The organism is Streptomyces sp. SAT1 (assembly GCF_001654495.1).
In the GTDB taxonomy this organism is placed as follows: domain Bacteria; phylum Actinomycetota; class Actinomycetes; order Streptomycetales; family Streptomycetaceae; genus Streptomyces; species Streptomyces andamanensis.
In genome coordinates, this window is the sequence record NZ_CP015849.1 from 657,903 (window position 1) to 673,977 (window position 16,075).

Sequence of the window (16,075 nt, forward strand, 5' to 3'; positions counted from 1 at the left end):
GGCGGCGGCGGCGCCGTCATTCTGCCGACGGCGAAGGGGCGGCCCGCTCGCCGGCGACGAAGGCCGCCACCCGCCGTACGAACCACCGCGGGCCGTCCAGCCACGGATAGTGCCCCGCGCCCGGCTGGAGGGCGAACTCGGCATGCGCGAACGCGGCGGCGGCGCGGCGGGCCAGGTCCGGGCGGGGTCCGCCGTCGAGTTCCCCGGCCAGGACGAGGACGGGCGCGGTCAGCGCGGTGAGCGCCGCGCGGGTGGCGGCCGGGTCGAACGCGGCGTCGGCGAAGTAGCGGTCGGCGGCCTCCTCGTTGGTCTGCGTCTGCTCGGCGTCGGCGTGCGCGCGGATCTCCTCGTCCCAGCGGCCGTGGAAGAAGGGGGTGAACACGTCGTCGTACGGTCCGTCGCCCGCGAGCCAGGCCGCCAGCGCGGGGTACGCCCGCTCGAACCACGGTTCGCCGCTCCGCAGCCGGGCGGCGGCGAGCCGGTCGGCGGGGGCCGGGCTCAGTCCGAGCGGGCGCAGGGCGGCGCTGATCAGGGCGAGGCGGCCGACGCGCCGGGGCCGCTGGGCCGCGTAGAGCGTGGCGAGGCTGCCGCCGGCCGAGTGCGCGAGCAGGTCCAGCCGCTCCAGGCCCAGATGGACGCGGAGTGCTTCGATGTCGTCGGTCTGCCGGTCGCAGCGGTACGTCGCCGGGTCGGCCGGGGCCGAGGAGGCGCCGGTGCCACGCAGGTCGAGCAGGACCAATCGGCGGTGTGCGGTGAGCCCGCCCAGGTCCCCGAGGTAGGCGGAGGCCCGCATCGGCCCGCCGGGCAGCACCACCAGCGGGTCGCCCTGACCGCGCAGCCGGTAGGCGAGGCGGGTTCCGTCGGGCGCGGTGAAGGTCGGCATGGGCCGATCCTGGCCGGTGGGGAGGGCGGGCCGCCAGGGATTTTCCCCGCAGGGCTCTTGCCTGCGGCGCCTCGGCCTGGATTACTGATCTCCAACATCTCGACCGAATGATCGGTCGTTCAGTTGACCCGATTGTCATGCTTTTCGCAGTAGGTGAGGGAGAGTCCCGATGGCGGATGCGGCATGTCTGCTGGACGCGGGGGAACGGCTCGGTGTCGAGGAACTGCGCGCGCTCCAGCTGGAGCGGCTGCGCGCCTCGCTGCGGCACGCGTACGAGAACGTCCCCTTCCACCGGGAGTCCTTCGCCGCGGCCGGGGTGCACCCCGACGACTGCCGTTCGCTCGCCGACCTGGCCCGCTTCCCCCTCACGGCCAAGGAGGACCTGCGCGCGCACTACCCGTACGGGATGTTCGCCGTGCCCCGGGAGCGGGTGCGCCGCCTGCACGCCTCCAGCGGCACCACCGGGCACCCCACCGTCGTGGGCTACACGGACGGCGATCTGTCGATGTGGGCGGACATGATCGCCCGTTCGCTGCGCGCGGCGGGCGCCCGGCCCGGCGACGTCGTCCATGTGGCGTACGGCTACGGGCTGTTCACCGGCGGCCTGGGCGCGCACTACGGCGCCGAACGGCTCGGCTGCACGGTCGTGCCCGCCTCGGGCGGCATGACGGCCCGTCAGGTGCAGCTGATCCAGGACCTGGAGCCCCGGATCATCATGGTCACCCCGTCGTACATGCTCACGCTGCTCGACGAGTTCGAGCGGCAGGGCGTCGATCCGCGCGGCACCTCGCTGCGCGTGGGGGTGTTCGGGGCGGAGCCGTGGAGCGAGGAGATGCGGCGCGAGATCGAGGAGCGGCTCGGGATCGACGCGGTCGACATCTACGGCCTCTCGGAGGTGATCGGGCCGGGGGTGGCGCAGGAGTGCGTGGAGACCAAGGACGGCCTGCACATCTGGGAGGACCACTTCTACCCGGAGATCGTCGACCCGCTCACCGGCGAGGTGCTGCCCGAGGGCGAGGAGGGCGAGCTGGTGTTCACCTCGCTCACCAAGGAGGCGATGCCGGTGATCCGCTACCGCACCCGGGATCTGACCCGGCTGCTGCCGGGCACCGCGCGGCCCTTCCGGCGGATGGAACGGATCACCGGCCGCAGCGACGACCTGGTGATCCTGCGCGGGGTGAACGTGTTCCCGACGCAGATCGAGGAGATCGTGCTGCGCACCCCGGGCGTCGCACCGCACTTCCAGCTCCGGCTCACCCGCGAGGACCGGCTCGACGCCCTCACGGTCCGTGCCGAGGCGCGGCCGGGCGCCGGGCCCGAGACGCGGGAGGCCGCGGCCCGCTCGATCGCGGCGGCCGTCAAGGGCGGAGTCGGGGTGTCGGTCGGGGTGGAGATCGTGGAACCGGAGTCCCTGGAGCGGTCGGTGGGCAAGATCAGGCGGATCGTGGACCTGCGCCCGTGACCCGGAAGCGGGTGTGCACATGTCCCGCGCGCGGGTACGCCGGCGGCGCGGCGGGGAGCGTTCCGGTCAGCTCGTAGCCGCACTTGGCCGCGACCCGGCAGGACGCCGTGTTGTCCTCCTGGTGCCGCAGGACGAGCCGGGCCGGTCCCCGGGCGCCGAACGCCGTGAAGGCCCAGCCGGTGAGCGCGTCGAGCGCCCGGGGCGCCACGCCCCGGCCGCGCGCGTGGGCGGCGGTCCAGTAGCCGACCTCGGCGGACGGTGAGCCGGGGGCGACGTCCTTGAGGACCACGTGCCCCGCCAGGCGCTCCGCCGCCCCGGAGCGTTCCACGACGGCGAAGGCGAACCGGTCGCCGCTCTGTCGCCGCCGCCGCTGCTCGTCGATCCAGCGCAGCGCGCCCGCCTCGTCGGGGATGGAGTGGCTGAGGAAGCGGCGCAGGAGCGGGTCGCGGTACAGCACGGCGAGTTCGGCGGCGTCCGCCGCGCGCCAGGGGCGCAGCAGGAGCGCGGGCGCCGTGGCGGTGGCCGGGGCCGTGACGGTGACCGGAACCGGGCGGTCGGTGCGGCCGGGGGCCGGGGGCTGCGTCGGCATGCGCCCCATCGTGCCCTACGGGCGCGGCGCGTCGCCGCGGAGCCGGTCGCGCAATTGCCGTTTGAGGATCTTCCCGCTGGCGTTGCGCGGCAGGGCGTCGACGAGGACCACCCGCTTCGGCGCCTTGAACGGGGAGAGGCGTGCGCGGGCGTGGGCGATCAGTTCGGCCTCGGTGACCTCGCCGCGCGGGACGACGACGGCGGTGACGGCCTCGATCCACTGCGCGTCGGGGAGGCCGACGACGGCGGCCTCGGCGACGGCGGGTGGGTGTGCAGCACGTCCTCGACCTGGCGGGAGGCCACCAGCACTCCCCCGGAGTTGATGACGTCCTTCACCCGGTCGACGACCGTGTGGTAGCCGTCGGCGTCGCGCACCGCCAGGTCGCCGGAGCGGAACCAGCCGTCCCGGAACGCCCCGGCGCTCTCCTCGGGCCGGTCCCAGTAGCCCTCGCACAACTGCGGGAGCGGTAGAGGATCTCGCCGGGTGTGCCGTCCGGCACGTCCTGTCCGTGCTCATCGGCGAGGCGGGCCTCCACGAAGAGCACCGGCCGGCCGCAGGAGTCCAGCCGCCCCTCGTGCTCGCCGGGGCCCAGCACCATGGCCAGCGGGCCGATCTCGCTCTGGCCGAAGCAGTTGTAGAAGGCGAGGTGCGGCAGACGCGCGCGCAGCCGTTCCAGGACGGGCACCGGCATGACGGAGGCGCCGTAATAAGCCTTGCGCAGACCGGCGAGGTCCCGGTGGGCGAAGTCGGGCCGGCCCGCCAGGGCGATCCAGACCGTGGGCGGGGCGAACAGGCTGTCGACGCGCCCGGCCTCCACCAGGTCGAGGACGCGGTCGCCATCGGGCGCGTCCAGGACGGTGTTGGTCGCGCCCACGGCGAGGTAGGGCAGCAGGAACACGTGCATCTGCGCCGAGTGGTAGAGCGGCAGCGCGTGCGCGGGCCGGTCGTCCGCCGACAGGTCGAGGGCGGTGATCGCGCTCAGATAGGCGTGCACGAGGGCCCGGTGGGTCATCATCGCGCCCTTGGGCAGCGCGGTGGTGCCCGAGGTGTAGAGCAGTTGGACCAGGTCCTCGGCGTGCGGGGCGGAACCGTCGTAGGGCGGTGCGGACGGGAGCGCGGCGAGCAGCGAGCCGTCGGTGTCGCGCAGCGCCCAGGACGGCGTGCCGCCGGGCAGCCGGTGGGCGAGGTCCGGGTCGGTCAGGACCAGCGCGCTGCCCGACTGCCCGACGATGTACGCCAGATCGTCGCCGGTGAGGTTCTGGTTGACGGGCACATGGACCAGGCCCGCGCGGGCGCAGGCGAGGAAGGCGATCAGATACGCGTCGGAGTTGTGCCCGTAGGCGCCGACCCGGTCGCCGGGGACGAGGCCGCGGGCGCGCAGCAGGGAGGCCGCGCGGGAGACGGCGTCGTCGAGCGCGGCGTACGTCCAGGAGCGGTCGCCGTACTCGACGGCGGTCCGCGCGGGCGTGCGCCGGGCGCTGCGCCGCAGGACCCCGTCAACCGTGCTGCGGTGTCCAGGCGTCATGACACATGATCCTGGGTCCGCCGCCGGAGGAGGTCAAGCATCGCGCGCTCCCCGCTCCGCCGGGGGGCACACGGCGTGACCACCGCCTCGGGCACCCGCCGGTCGGCGCGCTCACCCGCTTCATCCATCCCTGACGCCGGGAGGCACGATGCGCACCACCCGCTTCAGAAGACTCCTCGTCGCGGCCGTCGCCCTGCTCACCGGGTCCGCCGCGTTACCGGCCGCGGCGGCCCCGCAGCACGGCCGCCAGGAACACCCCTCGCACGGCGGGCTGTCCGCCGTGATCCGGTACACCGAGTACGGCATCCCGCACATCGTCGCCGAGGACTACGCGGACCTCGGGTTCGGCACCGGCTGGGCACAGGCCGCGGACCAGGTGTGCACGCTGGCCGACGGGTTCGTGACCGTGCGGGGCGAACGCTCCCGCTGGTTCGGTGCGAAGGCGGCGCCCGACTTCTCGCTCTCCTCGGCCTCCACCAACCTCTCCAGCGACCTGTTCTTCCGCGGGGTGCGGCAGTCGGGCACCGTGGAGCGGCTGCTCGCCGAGCCCGCGCCGCGCGGGCCGAGCCGCGCGGCCAAGGACCTGAACCGCGGCTTCGCCGCCGGGTACAACGCCTGGCTGCGGCAGCACCGCGTCACCGACCCGGCCTGCCGGGGCGCCGCCTGGGTGCGTCCGGTGACCGAACTCGACGTGGCGGCACGGCTGTTCGCCTTCGCGGTGCTCGGCGGGGAGGGCCGGGCCGTGGACGGCGTCACGGCCGCGGCGCCGCCCGCGCCCGGGACCGGGTCCGTGCCGCCCGCACCGGATCCCGGCCGCGCCGCCGGGGCCGCCCGCGCGCTGTTCTCCGCCGAGGACGCCGACATGGGCTCCAACGCGGTGGCCTTCAGCGGCGCCACCACCGCCGGCGGGCGCGGGCTGCTGCTGGGCAACCCGCACTACCCGTGGCAGGGCGGGCGCCGCTTCTGGCAGGTGCAGCAGACCGTCCCGGGCGAACTGGACGTGATGGGTGCCTCGTTGCTGGGCTCGCCGGACGTGCAGATCGGCCACACCGCGCGCTTCGCCTGGAGCCACACCGTCTCCACCGGCGTCCCCATGAACCTCCATCAGCTCACCCTCGACCCGGCCGACCCGACCGTGTACCTGGTCGACGGCGCGCGGGAGCGGATGACCCGGCGGACGGTCGCCGTCGCGGTGCGCGGCGGCCCGCCGGTGACCCGCACCCAGTGGTGGACGCGCTACGGTCCCGTCGTCACCTCGCTCGGCCCGGCGCTGCCGCTGCCGTGGACGGCCACGACGGCGTACGCGCTCAACGACCCCAACGCGGGCAACCTGCGGATGTCCGACACCTCGCTGGGGCTCGCCCGCGCCCGGGACACCGCGGGCGCCCTGGCCGCGCTGGACCGCACCCAGGGCCTGCCGTGGGTGAACACCATCGCCGCCGACTCGGCCGGCCACTCGCTGTACACGCAGGCCCAGGTGCTGCCCGGGATCACCGACGAGCTGGCGCGGCGCTGCTCCACCCCGCTGGGCCGGGCCACGTATCCGGCCTCGGGTCTCGCGGTGCTGGACGGTGCGCGCGGCGACTGCGCGCCGGGCACCGGCTCCGGTGCCGTGCAGCCGGGGATCTTCGGGCCCGCGCACATGCCGGTGCTGAAGGACGCGCCGTACGCGGAGAACTCCAACGGCAGCGCCTGGCTGAGCAACGCCGACCGGCCGCTGACCGGGTACGAGCGGATCTTCGGGACGGCCGCCGCCGAGGCCGGGCTGCGCACGCGCGGCGCGATCGAGGACGTGTCCGCGATGGCGCGCCGGGGCCGGCTGACCGTGGCGGACCTCCAGCGGCAGCAGTTCGCCGACCGGGTGCCCGCCGGTGACCTGGCGGCGGCCGACGCGGCGAAGGCGTGTGCCGCGCTGCCGGGCGGCACGGCCACGGGCAGCGACGGCCGGGCGGTCGACGTGCGGGACGCCTGCCGGGTGCTCGCGCGCTGGGACCGCACCGTGCGCACCGGCAGCCGGGGCGCGCTGCTCTTCGACCGGCTGTGGCGGCATCTGCCCGGGGACGGCCTGTGGAAGGTGCCGTTCTCGGCGGCCGATCCGGTGCGTACGCCGAACACGCTGGACACCGCGGCGCCCGCGTTCGCCACGGCGCTCGCCGACACGGTCGCCGAGCTGCGGGCGGCGGGCATCGCGCTCGACGCGCCGCTCGGGGAGCACCAGTTCGTCGTGCGCGACGGCGAGCGCATACCGGTGCCGGGCGGCACCGAGGCGCTGGGCGTGTGGAACAAGGTCGAGTCGGCGTGGGACCCGGCGCACGGCGGCTACGCCGAGGTGTCGACCGGTTCCAGCTACATCCAGGCGGTGGGCTGGGACGGCAGCGGCTGCCCGGTCGCCCGCACCCTGCTGACGTACTCCCAGTCCTCGAACCCGCTCTCGGCGCACCACAGCGACCAGACGCGGCTGTTCTCGGCACAGAAGTGGGTGACGTCCCGGTTCTGCGAGAAGGACGTCCTGGCCTCGCCCGCGCTGCGCGTGGTGCGGGTGTACGAGCACCGGTAGGTGCGTGCGGGGCGGGGGCCGGACGGCCGCCGCCCCGCCCCATGTGCCGTCACCTGAGCGTGTGTTCGCGCACGCCCCGTTGACAACGGCCGCTCCTGACATAAAAGTTTCACCCCGCACAGCAAGTCTCGAAAGATACTTTCAGGCGGCGCGCGGGAGGACTCCACGATGAGTGACGGCACGGCAGCAGCGGAGGGGCACGGACTCACCCGGCGCCGACTGGGCCAGGTGTCCCTGCTCCTGGGCGGCGCGCTCGGCATCGCCGCCCTCCCGGCGGCCCCGGCCGCCGCGACCGCCCGGCCCGGACCCGCCGCCGCGCGGGCGACGCTGCGGCACGGCTCCGCGCGGCAGGCGGGCCTGCTCCCCGGCCCGCTGCGGCAACTCGTCGCCGACGCCGAGGCGTTCCTCGGGCCGTCCCCCGCGCACCCCTGGTACGCGGGCGCGGTGCTGCTCGCGGGGCGGGGCTCCACCGTGGCCCTGCACGAGCCGATCGGGATGGCGGTGCGCTACGCGTCGTACGACGAGAAGACCGACACCGCCGTGGAGTTCCCGCCCGAGCAGCAGCACCCGACGACCAGGGACACCGTCTTCGACCTGGCGTCCCTGTCCAAGCTGTTCACCTCGATCCTGGCCGTCCAGCAGATCGAGCGGGGCGCGCTGGAACTGGAGGGCACGGTCGCCTCCTACCTCCCGGACTTCGCGCGCGCGGGCAAGCAGTCCATGACGATCCGTCAACTGCTCACCCACACCTCCGGTTTCCGGCCGGACCTGCCGCTCTACGACGCGCCGACGTACGAGCGGAAGCTGGAGATGATCTGGGACGAGGCGCCGCTGAACCCGCCCGGCACCGTGTACCTGTACTCCGATCTGAACATGATCTCCCTGCAACTGGTGCTGGAGAAGATCACGGGCCGCCCGCTGGACGTCCAGCTGGCCGAGGAGATCGCCGGGCCGCTCGGTCTGCGCCGCACCCGCTACAACCCGCCCGCCTCCTGGAAGCCGTCGATCGCCGCCACCGAGGACGCCCGCAAGCCCTGGTCGGCCCTTGACCGGGGCCTGGTGTGGGGCGAGGTGCACGACGAGAACGCGTACAGCCTGGGCGGGGTCGCCGGGCACGCGGGTGTGTTCTCCTGCGCCTGGGACCTGGCGGTGCTCGCCCGGACCCTGCTCGACGGCGGCGCCTACGGGCACGCCCGCATCCTGCGCCCGGAGTCGGTGAAGCTGATGTTCACCGACTTCAACACGGCCTTCCCCGGCGACGCGCACGGCCTCGGCTTCGAGCTCTACCAGCACTGGTACATGGGTGCGATGGCCACACCGACCACGGCGGGCCACACCGGCTTCACCGGTACGTCGCTGGTGCTGGACCCGACGACCGACTCGTTCCTGGTGGTGCTCGGCAACTCGGTGCACCCGGTGCGCACCTGGCGCTCCGGTTCGGCTCCCCGGGTCGCGACCGGCAACGACCTGGCGCGGGCCGTCGCGGTCCGCCCGGAGCGGGGCCGTACGGCCTGGTTCTCCGGCATGGCGAGCGCGGGCACCGCGACGCTGGCGCTGCCCGCGCTCGACACCTCGGCGGGCGGGGCGCGGCTGCGCTGCTCCCTGTGGTGGGACACCGAGCCGCAGTCGGACGTGCTCGTGCTGGAGGCGTCCGCCGACGGGGGCGCGGCCTGGCAGCCGGTGCCGTTCACGGCCGTCCGCCGCGGCGGACCCCCCGAGCGGCATCCGGACGGCACCGCCACCGGCTACTCCGGGCGCCGCTGGCACGAGGTGACCGCCGCGCTCCCGGCGGCCCGGCAACTGACGCTGCGCTGGCGCTACACCACGGACCGCCTCTATGTGGGGCGCGGCGCGTACGTGGAAGCCCAGCGGGTCCAGACGCGCCGGCGGGTGCTGTTCGACGAGTCCCGTCCGGCGGACGCGGCCCGGCTGGAGGCGCGGGGCTGGACGGCGTCCGCCGACTGAGCGCGCGAGGGCCGCCGCACGGACGACGGGCCCGCCTCCCGGTGGGGACGGCGGGCCCGCGGGTCCGGCAGGACCGTCGCGCGCACGGACGGTCAGTGGTCGAAGACGGCCTTCTGCACCTCGTTCGGTCCGTCGAAGTGGTCCTGCCGGAGACCGTCCAGCCGGCTGACGATCTTGTCGTCCGCCTTGTTCTTCCGGGCGCGGTCCACCAGGTGCTGCTTGTCGGTGGGGTAGTCGGCGCCGCTGAGGGCCTTCTGGAGGTCGATGGGGCTGAGGTCGGCCATGAGGGTGCCTCCTGTGGGGGGTGCGGCCGCCGGGGAGGGCGGCCCGGTCGTACCGCGGACTCCGTCGTACGCCGTGCCGCGGGATCCTTCCTCCTGTCGGGGTGCCCCCGCCGGACGCGGGCATTCAGCCGTCCTGCCCGGCCGGTCCCCCCTCCAGCACCGCCATGGCCGCGTTGTGCCCCGGTACGCCGCTGACCCCGCCGCCGCGCACCGCGCCCGCCCCGCACAGCAGCACGTTGGCGTGCGCGGTCTCCACGCCCCAGCGGCCGGTGCCCTCCTGGGCGTAGGGCCAGCTCAGCGCCCGGTGGAAGATGTTGCCGCCGGGCAGGCCGAGGTCGCGCTCCAGGTCCAGCGGGGTCCTGGCCTCGACGCACGGCCGTCCCTCGGCGTCCCGCGCCAGGCAGTCGGCGAGCGGTTCGGCCAGGTGCGCGTCGAGCTGGGCGAGGGTCGCGGCCAGCAGCTTCTCCCGTACGGCGTCGTTGTCGCGGGCGAACAGCCGGGCCGGGGTGTGCAGGCCGAACAGGGTGAGGGTCTGGTGGCCGCTCGCGCGCAGGTCCGGGCCGAGGATCGTGGGGTCGGTCAGCGAGTGGCAGTAGATCTCGGAGGGCGGCGCGGCGGGCAGCTCGCCCGCGGCGGCCTGGGCGTGGGCGGCGGCCAGCTCGCGGTAGCCCTCGGCGATGTGGAAGGTGCCCGCGAACGCCTCGCGCGGATCGACGGAGGTGTCCCGCAGCCGGGGCAGCCGCTCCAGCAGCATGTTCACCTTGAACTGGGCGCCCTCGGCGGGCTCGGGCGCCTGCCCGCCGGTGAGGGCGGCCAGCGCCTGCGGGGAGGCGTTCACCAGGACGTGCCGGGCGTCCACCGTGCCCTCGCCGTCCCCGGTCCGGTAGGTGACCTCGGCGCGGCGCCCGTCGGTGGCGATACGGACCGCCTCGTGGCCGGTGAACAGGTGGGCGCCCGCCGCGCGCGCCGCGTCCGCGAGGGCGTCGGTGAGCGCGCCCATGCCGCCGACCGGCACGTCCCAGGCGCCGGTGCCGCCGCCGATCACGTGGTAGAGGAAGCAGCGGTTCTGCGGCAGGGCCGGGTCGTGGGCGTCGGCGAAGGTGCCGATGAGCGCGTCGGTGAGGACCACCCCGCGGACCAGGTCGTCGGCGAAGAACCGCTCCACGGCCACCCCGACGGGCTCCTCGAACAGCATCCGCCAGGCGTCCTCGTCGCCGATCCGGCGGCGCAGCTCCTCGCGGCCGGGCAGCGGCTCGGTCAGGGTGGGGAAGACCTGCCGGGCGACCTCGCCGGTCAGGGCGTAGAAGCGCTGCCAGGCCCGCCACTCGCGGTCCGAGCCGGTGAGCCGGGCGAACGCCTCCCGGGTGCGTTCCTCGCCGCCGCCCACGAGCAGCCCGGTCGCCCGGCCGTCCCGCCGGGCCGGGGTGTACGAGGAGACGGTGCGCGGGCGCAGCCGCACGTCAAGGCCGAGGTCGCGCAGGATCTTCCCGGGCAGCAGGCTGACCAGGTAGGAGTAGCGGGACAGCCGGGCGTCCACCCCGGCGAACGGGCGGGTGGAGACGGCCGCGCCGCCGGTGTGGTCCAGCCGTTCCAGCACCAGCACCGACCGGCCGGCGCGGGCCAGGTAGGCGGCGGCGACCAGGCCGTTGTGCCCGCCGCCGACGATCACCACGTCGTAGCCGCCGGATGCCTCGTGTGCGCTCATGGCTCTTGGTAGCACGAGGAGTTCCGCGGCGGCCAGGGCGCGGGCGGCCGCGGACGCCGGGGCGGCGTGCCGGTCAGGGGGTGCGGGAGCGGCGGGGCGCGGGGCGGGCGCCGGGGCCGAGCCGCGCCACCGCGCTGAGGATGTGCCGGGGCGGGAGCTGCCAGCGCACCTGCGCGGGGACGCAGCGCAGCAGCGCGCCCGCCGTCCGCAGCCGCCGGGTCACGACGGCGGGCGCCGGGGCGGGTCTGCCGTACAGGTCGTGCGCGTACGGGGGCAGGGAGGCGTAGGCCAGGTGCGCCACCTGCCGCCAGAGCACCTCGCGGGCCGGGACGAGCAGCGGGTGGACGGGCGGGCGGCGCAGGAAGTCGTCCACGGCGCGGGCGTCGGCACCGGCGGCGAGCTCCGGGCGGACCCGGGCGAAGTAGGCGGCCAGTCCGGCGCGGGAGGCGGGCACGGTGTCCGGGTCGAGGCCGACCAGCCGGGCGCTCGTGCGGTGCTCGGCGACATAGCGGTCGGCGCGGGCGCGGGTGAGCGGGAAACCGGAGCGCCACAGCACGTGCAGATAGGAGTCGATCTCCGCGCAGTGCACCCACAGCAGCAGCTCGGGGTCGTCGATCCCGAACCGCGCGCCGGTGTCCGGGTCGGTGGCCGACAGCAGCCGGTGGATCCTACGGACCCGGGCGCCCGCCCGCTCGGCGGCGTCGGTCGTGCCGTAGGTGGTGGTGCCGACGAAGTGCGCGGTGCGCAGCAGCCGGCCCCAGGCGTCGCGGCGGAAGTCGGAGTTCTCCATCACGCCCCGCACCGCGCGCGGGTGCAGGGCCTGGAGGTACAGGGCCCGGATGCCCGCGATCCACATCATGGGGTCGCTGTGCGCCTGCCACGTCACCGAACCCGGGCCGAAGAGGCCGGGGTCGCCCGTGCGTATGGTCTCCACGCAGGCAGGCTAACGCGGCGCCCGCGGCGGGTCGACGGGCGGGCCGGACAGCCGGGCGGGCCCGCGCGCGACGCCTGCGGCTCAGCGCAGGCCGGCCGTGAACTCGCCGCAGGTCTTGGCGCAGGTGCGGCAGGCGTCCGCGGCCTGCTCGGCGCCGGGGTGCCGGTCGAAGACGTGGGCGGTCTCCAGGCAGACGGTCACGCACCACTCCAGCTGTGCGCGGACGGCGGCCTCGTCCTCGCTGTTCTGCTCGGACAGCACTCTGCACGTGGCGTCGCAGACCTCCGCGCACATGATGCCCCTGCGCCGCAGGAGCTCCAGTTCCTCGCCCTGGCCGATGTCCACCAGACTGGCGCGCAGCGCGCAGGCCCGCGCGCACTCCGTACACGCCTGCGCACACGCGAAGCGGTCCTCCAGGAACCGGACGAGTTCCTGTTGCGAAGGCGTCGATGATGTCGTATGCGTCGTGGTCACGCCCTGCGAGTAGCCGGTGCCACGGCCGCCAAACCCGGGGCGCGCGGGGGCCGCGGCCGTCCTCCGTCACCCGGGCGGCGGCACGGGAGGGCCGGGACCGGTGCGCGAGGCGGAGCGGTGCCGGGTCCGTGAGGCCCGGGTTCGCGGGGGAGGCCGGGTTCGCGGGGGAGGCCGGGTTCGCGGCGGGGGCCGGGTTCGCGGCGGGGGCCGGGGGTACCCGCGGCCCATGGACAACGCACCGCTGGACATCGCCGCGGCCCACGGGGCCGCGATCGGCATCTGGCCGTTCGTCGCCGGGCTCGTCCTGGTGGCCCTGCTGATCGGCGCCTTCTGGATGGGCGCGCGCATCCGCCGCCGGGAGCCCGCGCCACCGCGCCCCGACGAGCAGCCTCGGCTGCCCGACTCGGGCCCGGTCGGCTCGGTGCTGGAGAACCGCGAGCCGGACGAAGTGCCGCACGACGGCGACCGGCTGACGCCGCACCGGCTGCCGGGCCACGGCAACGCGGGCACCCGGACCGGTGCCCCGGCGCCGCGTCCGCGCTGGGACGCGGGCGGCAGCGGATCGTTCGGCAGCGGCGGCCCCGGACGGCACTGAGCAGCGGTACCGGGCACCCGTACTGGGCGCCGGACCGTCCGAGCCAGGACCGCCCGTCCCAGCCGCCGCCCGCCGCCCGCCGCCCGCAGTTCACCGTCCACCGTTCGCCGTTCACCGACCCGCGCGACGGCCCGGCTGGACGCCGGTCCCGCCGTGGCGCCCCCCGCCACCGGCACCGCCGACGGGGGAGGACCTGAGGAACCGAGGGAGAAGTGAGAGCCATGGCCCAAGACCCCGGCCGCAGCGAACTGCCGCCGCCCGACCACGACCGCCTGCCGGTGGCCGAGGTGCGCACCGCGCGCCTGGGGCACAGGCGGTCCGAGGCCGCACCCGGGGAGCCGGCGTGACGGGCGGCGGGCACGGGTACGCCGGCGGGGACGAGGCGCCCCTCGGCGGCTACGCCGCGCTCGCGGCGGCCTTCGGCGCCGGGGCGGCGCTGTTCGGCGCGGCGGCCCGCCGACGGGGTGTGCGGCTGCCCGACGGGGTGCCGCCCTGGGACGTGCTCCTGCTGGGCGCGGCGACGTTCAAGTCCTCGCGCCTGCTGACCAAGGACAAGGTCACCAGCTTCGTACGGGCGCCCTTCACCCGCCGCACGGAGGAGCTGCCGGCCGGTGAGGTCATGGACGAGCCGCGCGGCAGCGGGCTCCGGCGCGCGGTCGGTGACCTGGTGTCCTGCCCGTTCTGCGTCTCGGTCTGGACGGCCGGGGCGCTGACGGGCGGCTATGTCGTCGCGCCCCGGGCCACCCGGCTGGTGTGCGCGGGCCTCGGCGCCGTCACGGTGGCCGACTGGCTCCAGTACGCCTGGACCCTCACGGAGCAGGAGGCGGAGGGCTGAGCCGGGCCGGGCGGACCGGCGGCCGGGCCGCCCGGCGCTCACCTCAGGGGTTCGCTCAGTTCCACCGCGCGCAGGGCCGCCGCGAGGGCCCGGTCACCGCCGACGTCGAGGGCGGTGTCGGTCAGCTTGATGACGTGCTCGTCGCCGTGCGCCAGGGCGAGGGCGACGACCTCCTCCGGGGCGAACGTGCCCGAGGGGCGGTAGGCCACCGGTGTCTTCGGCGCGTACATCGCGGTCACCGCCGCTGACGCAGTCCAGGCGGCCCGCAGGCTCGGCACCCACAGGGCGCGGGGCAGCGCGGGCAGGGCGCGCAGCACGGCGTTGGGCGCGGTGGCCGCGTGCACGAGCATCGTCTCCTCGCCGTGGCCGTGGGTGACGTACCGGTGGGTGGCCGCGCGCACCAGTTCGGTCAGCCGCCGGTGCGCCTCGTCGGGGTCGGTGACCCCGGCCGCCCACACGGGCAGCGCCGTCACCCGTTCGAGTCGGGCCGGGAAGCCGCCCTCCGGGTCGGTGAGGGGCACCACGGCGTCCAGGGCGGCGGCCGCACCGGGCGCGCCGGGCAGTGGGGCGAGGCCGGTGACGGGGCGGTGCCGGGCGGCCCAGTAGCCGAGGCCGTGGGCGAGTTCGGCCAGCCGCGGCCCGGTGGCCTCCCCGCCCAGCAGGGTGCGGACGGCGTGGCCCACCCGGATCACCGGGTGGGTCGAGCCGCCGTACAGACCGGGCAGCAGCCGGGGCCACCATTCGGTGAGCACCTCGCGCCAGGGCCGCTCGGCCGTCTCGTGCGTGAAGTGGCCGATCCAGTCGGCGACGCGGCGCGGATCGCCCAGCGCCGTGCGCCAGTCGGCGCGGGTGACGGGTTCGACGGCGGCCGGGAACTCCTCCAGCTTGTCCGCGTACCGGTCCAGCCAGCGGTGCACCGCGCCCGCCTGCCCGTGCGCGGCCAGCGCCTCGACCGCCATCGGGGCGTGGTTGGTGAGCCGTCCGAGCCGTTCCGGACCCGCCCGGTGCAGCCGCTGCAACGCCTCGTCGAGCATCCCTGTCGCATCCATGGCGAGGACCCTAGGCGGGCGGCACCGGGCGGCGTAACGGGCGGAAGTCCTACGCCCCGCGCCCCCGGCCGCGGTCCTTTCGGCCCTCGCGGGGAGATCCGCGGTCCCGGGCCCGGTCGTAGGACGGGGCGCCGGAGGGCGTACGTCCAGATGGAGCACATCGGAGCGGTACGTGCCCGGGACGGTACCTACGGTGAGGAGCGAGCCGGTCACGCGGTCACCCCGTACGGCTCCCCGCGCCCGTGACCCGCGCGGAACCGCTCGCGCCAGGTCCGGCCGGGCTGTCTTCCGGCCTCTCCCCCTGAAGGGCTCTGCCGTGCACATACCCATACCCTGGCGCCGCCGAGGCGCCGTGCTGTTCACCCTCGGGGCGGTCCTGTGCGGACCCGCCGCACCGGCCACCGCCCTGTCCTCCGCGGCGGCCTCCCCTCCCCCGGCGGTCCCCGCCGCGTCCCTCGCGGCCCGCGCCGGGGACGGCGGGGCTGCGTCCGTCTCGCCGCTCGCCTGCCGGCTCGGCGAGAAACTGACGGCGCTGCGCGGCGCGGACCTGGAGACCGCGTTCCTCGCGGGGATCATCGCGCACGACGAAGCGGCCGTCGCCATGGCCCGCCTGGAACTGGACCGCGGCACGGACAGCGCCCTGCGCGCCCGTGCCCAGACCCTGCTCACCGCGCACCAGCGCCAGGTGGAGCAGTTCACCGGCTGGCTGCAGCAGTGGTACGCGATGACACCGGCCCAGGCCCTGGCCAGGCTCTCCCCCGATGTCCGCACCACGCTGGCCGCGCTGGAGCAGGAGGTGCAGCGCCTGCTGTCCGGGCTGCGCGGCACCGGCGAGGGCACCGGCTTCGACCGGGCGTACGCCGACATGATGATCCCGCTCCACACCTCCGGTCTGATCCAGTTCCTGGAGCCGCAGGCCCGCGCCGTGCACGCCGAGCTGCGGTCGGCGGCCGCCACCGGCGTCACCGGCCAGGAGTCGGAGATCGCGGGCTTCTCGGCCTGGCTGTCCGGGCACGGCGCGCACGCCGCCACCGTCCCCGGAACCGCCGCGTCCGCCCCGGTGACGCTGCCCAAGGGCGCGGCGGACACCGGGGAGGGCGCCGCCTCCGTGTCCCCCGGGCCCGTCGTCGCCGCCGGGTGCGCCCTGGCCGCCGCGGGCGCGGGCGTCGGCACGCTCCTGCTGCGCCGCCGACGCCGCGCCGCCCGCGGCTGACGGCG

At 75.9% G+C, this 16,075-nt stretch carries 14 protein-coding genes and 1 pseudogene; 7 read left to right on the forward strand and 8 right to left on the reverse strand.

The features are described from left to right. Positions 1-16: 16 nt before the first annotated feature. Positions 17-883, reverse strand: a complete 867-nt coding sequence (locus A8713_RS02750; RefSeq protein WP_064531241.1) for an alpha/beta fold hydrolase — start codon at positions 881-883, stop codon at positions 17-19. 169 nt (positions 884-1,052) lie between these two features. Between A8713_RS02750 and paaK the strand changes: the two genes are divergently transcribed. Beyond that, on the forward strand, positions 1,053-2,345 hold the full coding sequence (gene paaK, locus A8713_RS02755) for a phenylacetate--CoA ligase PaaK (RefSeq protein WP_064531242.1): 1,293 nt from the start codon (positions 1,053-1,055) through the stop codon (positions 2,343-2,345). Here paaK and A8713_RS02760 read toward each other — a convergent pair. Together A8713_RS02760 and A8713_RS02765 are read right to left on the reverse strand one after the other, a co-directional pair. Beyond that, positions 2,317-2,934, reverse strand: a complete 618-nt coding sequence (locus tag A8713_RS02760; RefSeq protein WP_173860796.1) for a GNAT family N-acetyltransferase — start codon at positions 2,932-2,934, stop codon at positions 2,317-2,319. The two genes, paaK and A8713_RS02760, sit on opposite strands and share 29 nt — an antisense overlap. Before the next feature lie 15 nt (positions 2,935-2,949). Next, a pseudogene (locus A8713_RS02765) lies at positions 2,950-4,459 on the reverse strand (fatty acyl-CoA synthetase). Between the two features lie 148 nt (positions 4,460-4,607). Between A8713_RS02765 and A8713_RS02770 the strand changes: the two are divergent. Together A8713_RS02770 and A8713_RS02775 are read left to right on the forward strand one after the other, a co-directional pair. Then, entirely contained in the window at positions 4,608-7,016 is a 2,409-nt protein-coding gene (locus A8713_RS02770) for a penicillin acylase family protein (RefSeq protein ID WP_064531243.1), read from the forward strand. 168 nt (positions 7,017-7,184) lie between these two features. After that, positions 7,185-8,981, forward strand: a complete 1,797-nt coding sequence (locus tag A8713_RS02775; RefSeq protein WP_064531244.1) for a serine hydrolase — start codon at positions 7,185-7,187, stop codon at positions 8,979-8,981. A gap of 92 nt (positions 8,982-9,073) precedes the next feature. On the opposite strand, the gene A8713_RS02780 is transcribed toward A8713_RS02775, so the two are convergent. From A8713_RS02780 to A8713_RS02795, 4 genes are all read right to left on the reverse strand, one after another. After that, on the reverse strand, positions 9,074-9,265 hold the full coding sequence (locus A8713_RS02780; protein ID WP_064531245.1) for a DUF2795 domain-containing protein: 192 nt from the start codon (positions 9,263-9,265) through the stop codon (positions 9,074-9,076). A gap of 124 nt (positions 9,266-9,389) precedes the next feature. Further along, positions 9,390-10,970 (reverse strand): phytoene desaturase family protein, encoded by a 1,581-nt coding sequence (locus tag A8713_RS02785; RefSeq protein WP_173860797.1) that lies wholly within the window; start codon positions 10,968-10,970, stop codon positions 9,390-9,392. A 73-nt stretch (positions 10,971-11,043) separates the two neighbouring features. Continuing rightward, entirely contained in the window at positions 11,044-11,904 is an 861-nt protein-coding gene (locus A8713_RS02790; protein WP_064531247.1) for an oxygenase MpaB family protein, read from the reverse strand. Positions 11,905-11,985: 81 nt separating this feature from the next. Continuing rightward, the gene (locus tag A8713_RS02795) at positions 11,986-12,378 is read right to left on the reverse strand and encodes a hypothetical protein (protein WP_064531248.1); all 393 of its coding nucleotides are present in this window, start codon (positions 12,376-12,378) and stop codon (positions 11,986-11,988) included. A 226-nt stretch (positions 12,379-12,604) separates the two neighbouring features. On the opposite strand from A8713_RS02795, the gene A8713_RS02800 reads away from it, so the two are divergent. From A8713_RS02800 to A8713_RS02805, 3 genes are all read left to right on the forward strand, one after another. Next, positions 12,605-12,973, forward strand: a complete 369-nt coding sequence (locus A8713_RS02800) for a DUF6479 family protein (RefSeq protein ID WP_064531249.1) — start codon at positions 12,605-12,607, stop codon at positions 12,971-12,973. 221 nt (positions 12,974-13,194) lie between these two features. Continuing rightward, positions 13,195-13,320 (forward strand): hypothetical protein, encoded by a 126-nt coding sequence (locus A8713_RS34585; protein ID WP_257784400.1) that lies wholly within the window; start codon positions 13,195-13,197, stop codon positions 13,318-13,320. Then, entirely contained in the window at positions 13,317-13,808 is a 492-nt protein-coding gene (locus A8713_RS02805) for a DUF1360 domain-containing protein (protein WP_064531250.1), read from the forward strand. Before A8713_RS34585 ends, A8713_RS02805 begins: the two co-directional genes overlap by 4 nt. A gap of 38 nt (positions 13,809-13,846) precedes the next feature. Here A8713_RS02805 and A8713_RS02810 read toward each other — a convergent pair whose 3' ends face one another. Beyond that, entirely contained in the window at positions 13,847-14,857 is a 1,011-nt protein-coding gene (locus A8713_RS02810) for a questin oxidase family protein (protein WP_064531251.1), read from the reverse strand. A gap of 316 nt (positions 14,858-15,173) precedes the next feature. Between A8713_RS02810 and A8713_RS02815 the strand changes: the two genes are divergently transcribed. Further along, positions 15,174-16,070: a DUF305 domain-containing protein gene (locus A8713_RS02815; RefSeq protein ID WP_159393065.1), complete on the forward strand. Its 897-nt coding sequence runs from the start codon at positions 15,174-15,176 to the stop codon at positions 16,068-16,070. Positions 16,071-16,075: the final 5 nt, after the last annotated feature.

Bases quoted from the DNA above. Each gene is read 5' to 3' on its own strand.
- A8713_RS02760 (WP_173860796.1), bottom strand. From the start codon at position 2,934: ATGCCGACGCAGCCCCCGGCCCCCGGCCGCACCGACCGCCCGGTTCCG.
- A8713_RS02800 (WP_064531249.1), top strand. From the start codon at position 12,605: ATGGACAACGCACCGCTGGACATCGCCGCGGCCCACGGGGCCGCGATC.
- A8713_RS02810 (WP_064531251.1), bottom strand. From the start codon at position 14,857: ATGGATGCGACAGGGATGCTCGACGAGGCGTTGCAGCGGCTGCACCGG.
- paaK (WP_064531242.1), top strand. From the start codon at position 1,053: ATGGCGGATGCGGCATGTCTGCTGGACGCGGGGGAACGGCTCGGTGTC.
- A8713_RS34585 (WP_257784400.1), top strand. From the start codon at position 13,195: ATGGCCCAAGACCCCGGCCGCAGCGAACTGCCGCCGCCCGACCACGAC.
- A8713_RS02770 (WP_064531243.1), top strand. From the start codon at position 4,608: ATGCGCACCACCCGCTTCAGAAGACTCCTCGTCGCGGCCGTCGCCCTG.
- A8713_RS02775 (WP_064531244.1), top strand. From the start codon at position 7,185: ATGAGTGACGGCACGGCAGCAGCGGAGGGGCACGGACTCACCCGGCGC.
- A8713_RS02785 (WP_173860797.1), bottom strand. From the start codon at position 10,970: ATGAGCGCACACGAGGCATCCGGCGGCTACGACGTGGTGATCGTCGGC.
- A8713_RS02750 (WP_064531241.1), bottom strand. From the start codon at position 883: ATGCCGACCTTCACCGCGCCCGACGGAACCCGCCTCGCCTACCGGCTG.
- A8713_RS02780 (WP_064531245.1), bottom strand. From the start codon at position 9,265: ATGGCCGACCTCAGCCCCATCGACCTCCAGAAGGCCCTCAGCGGCGCC.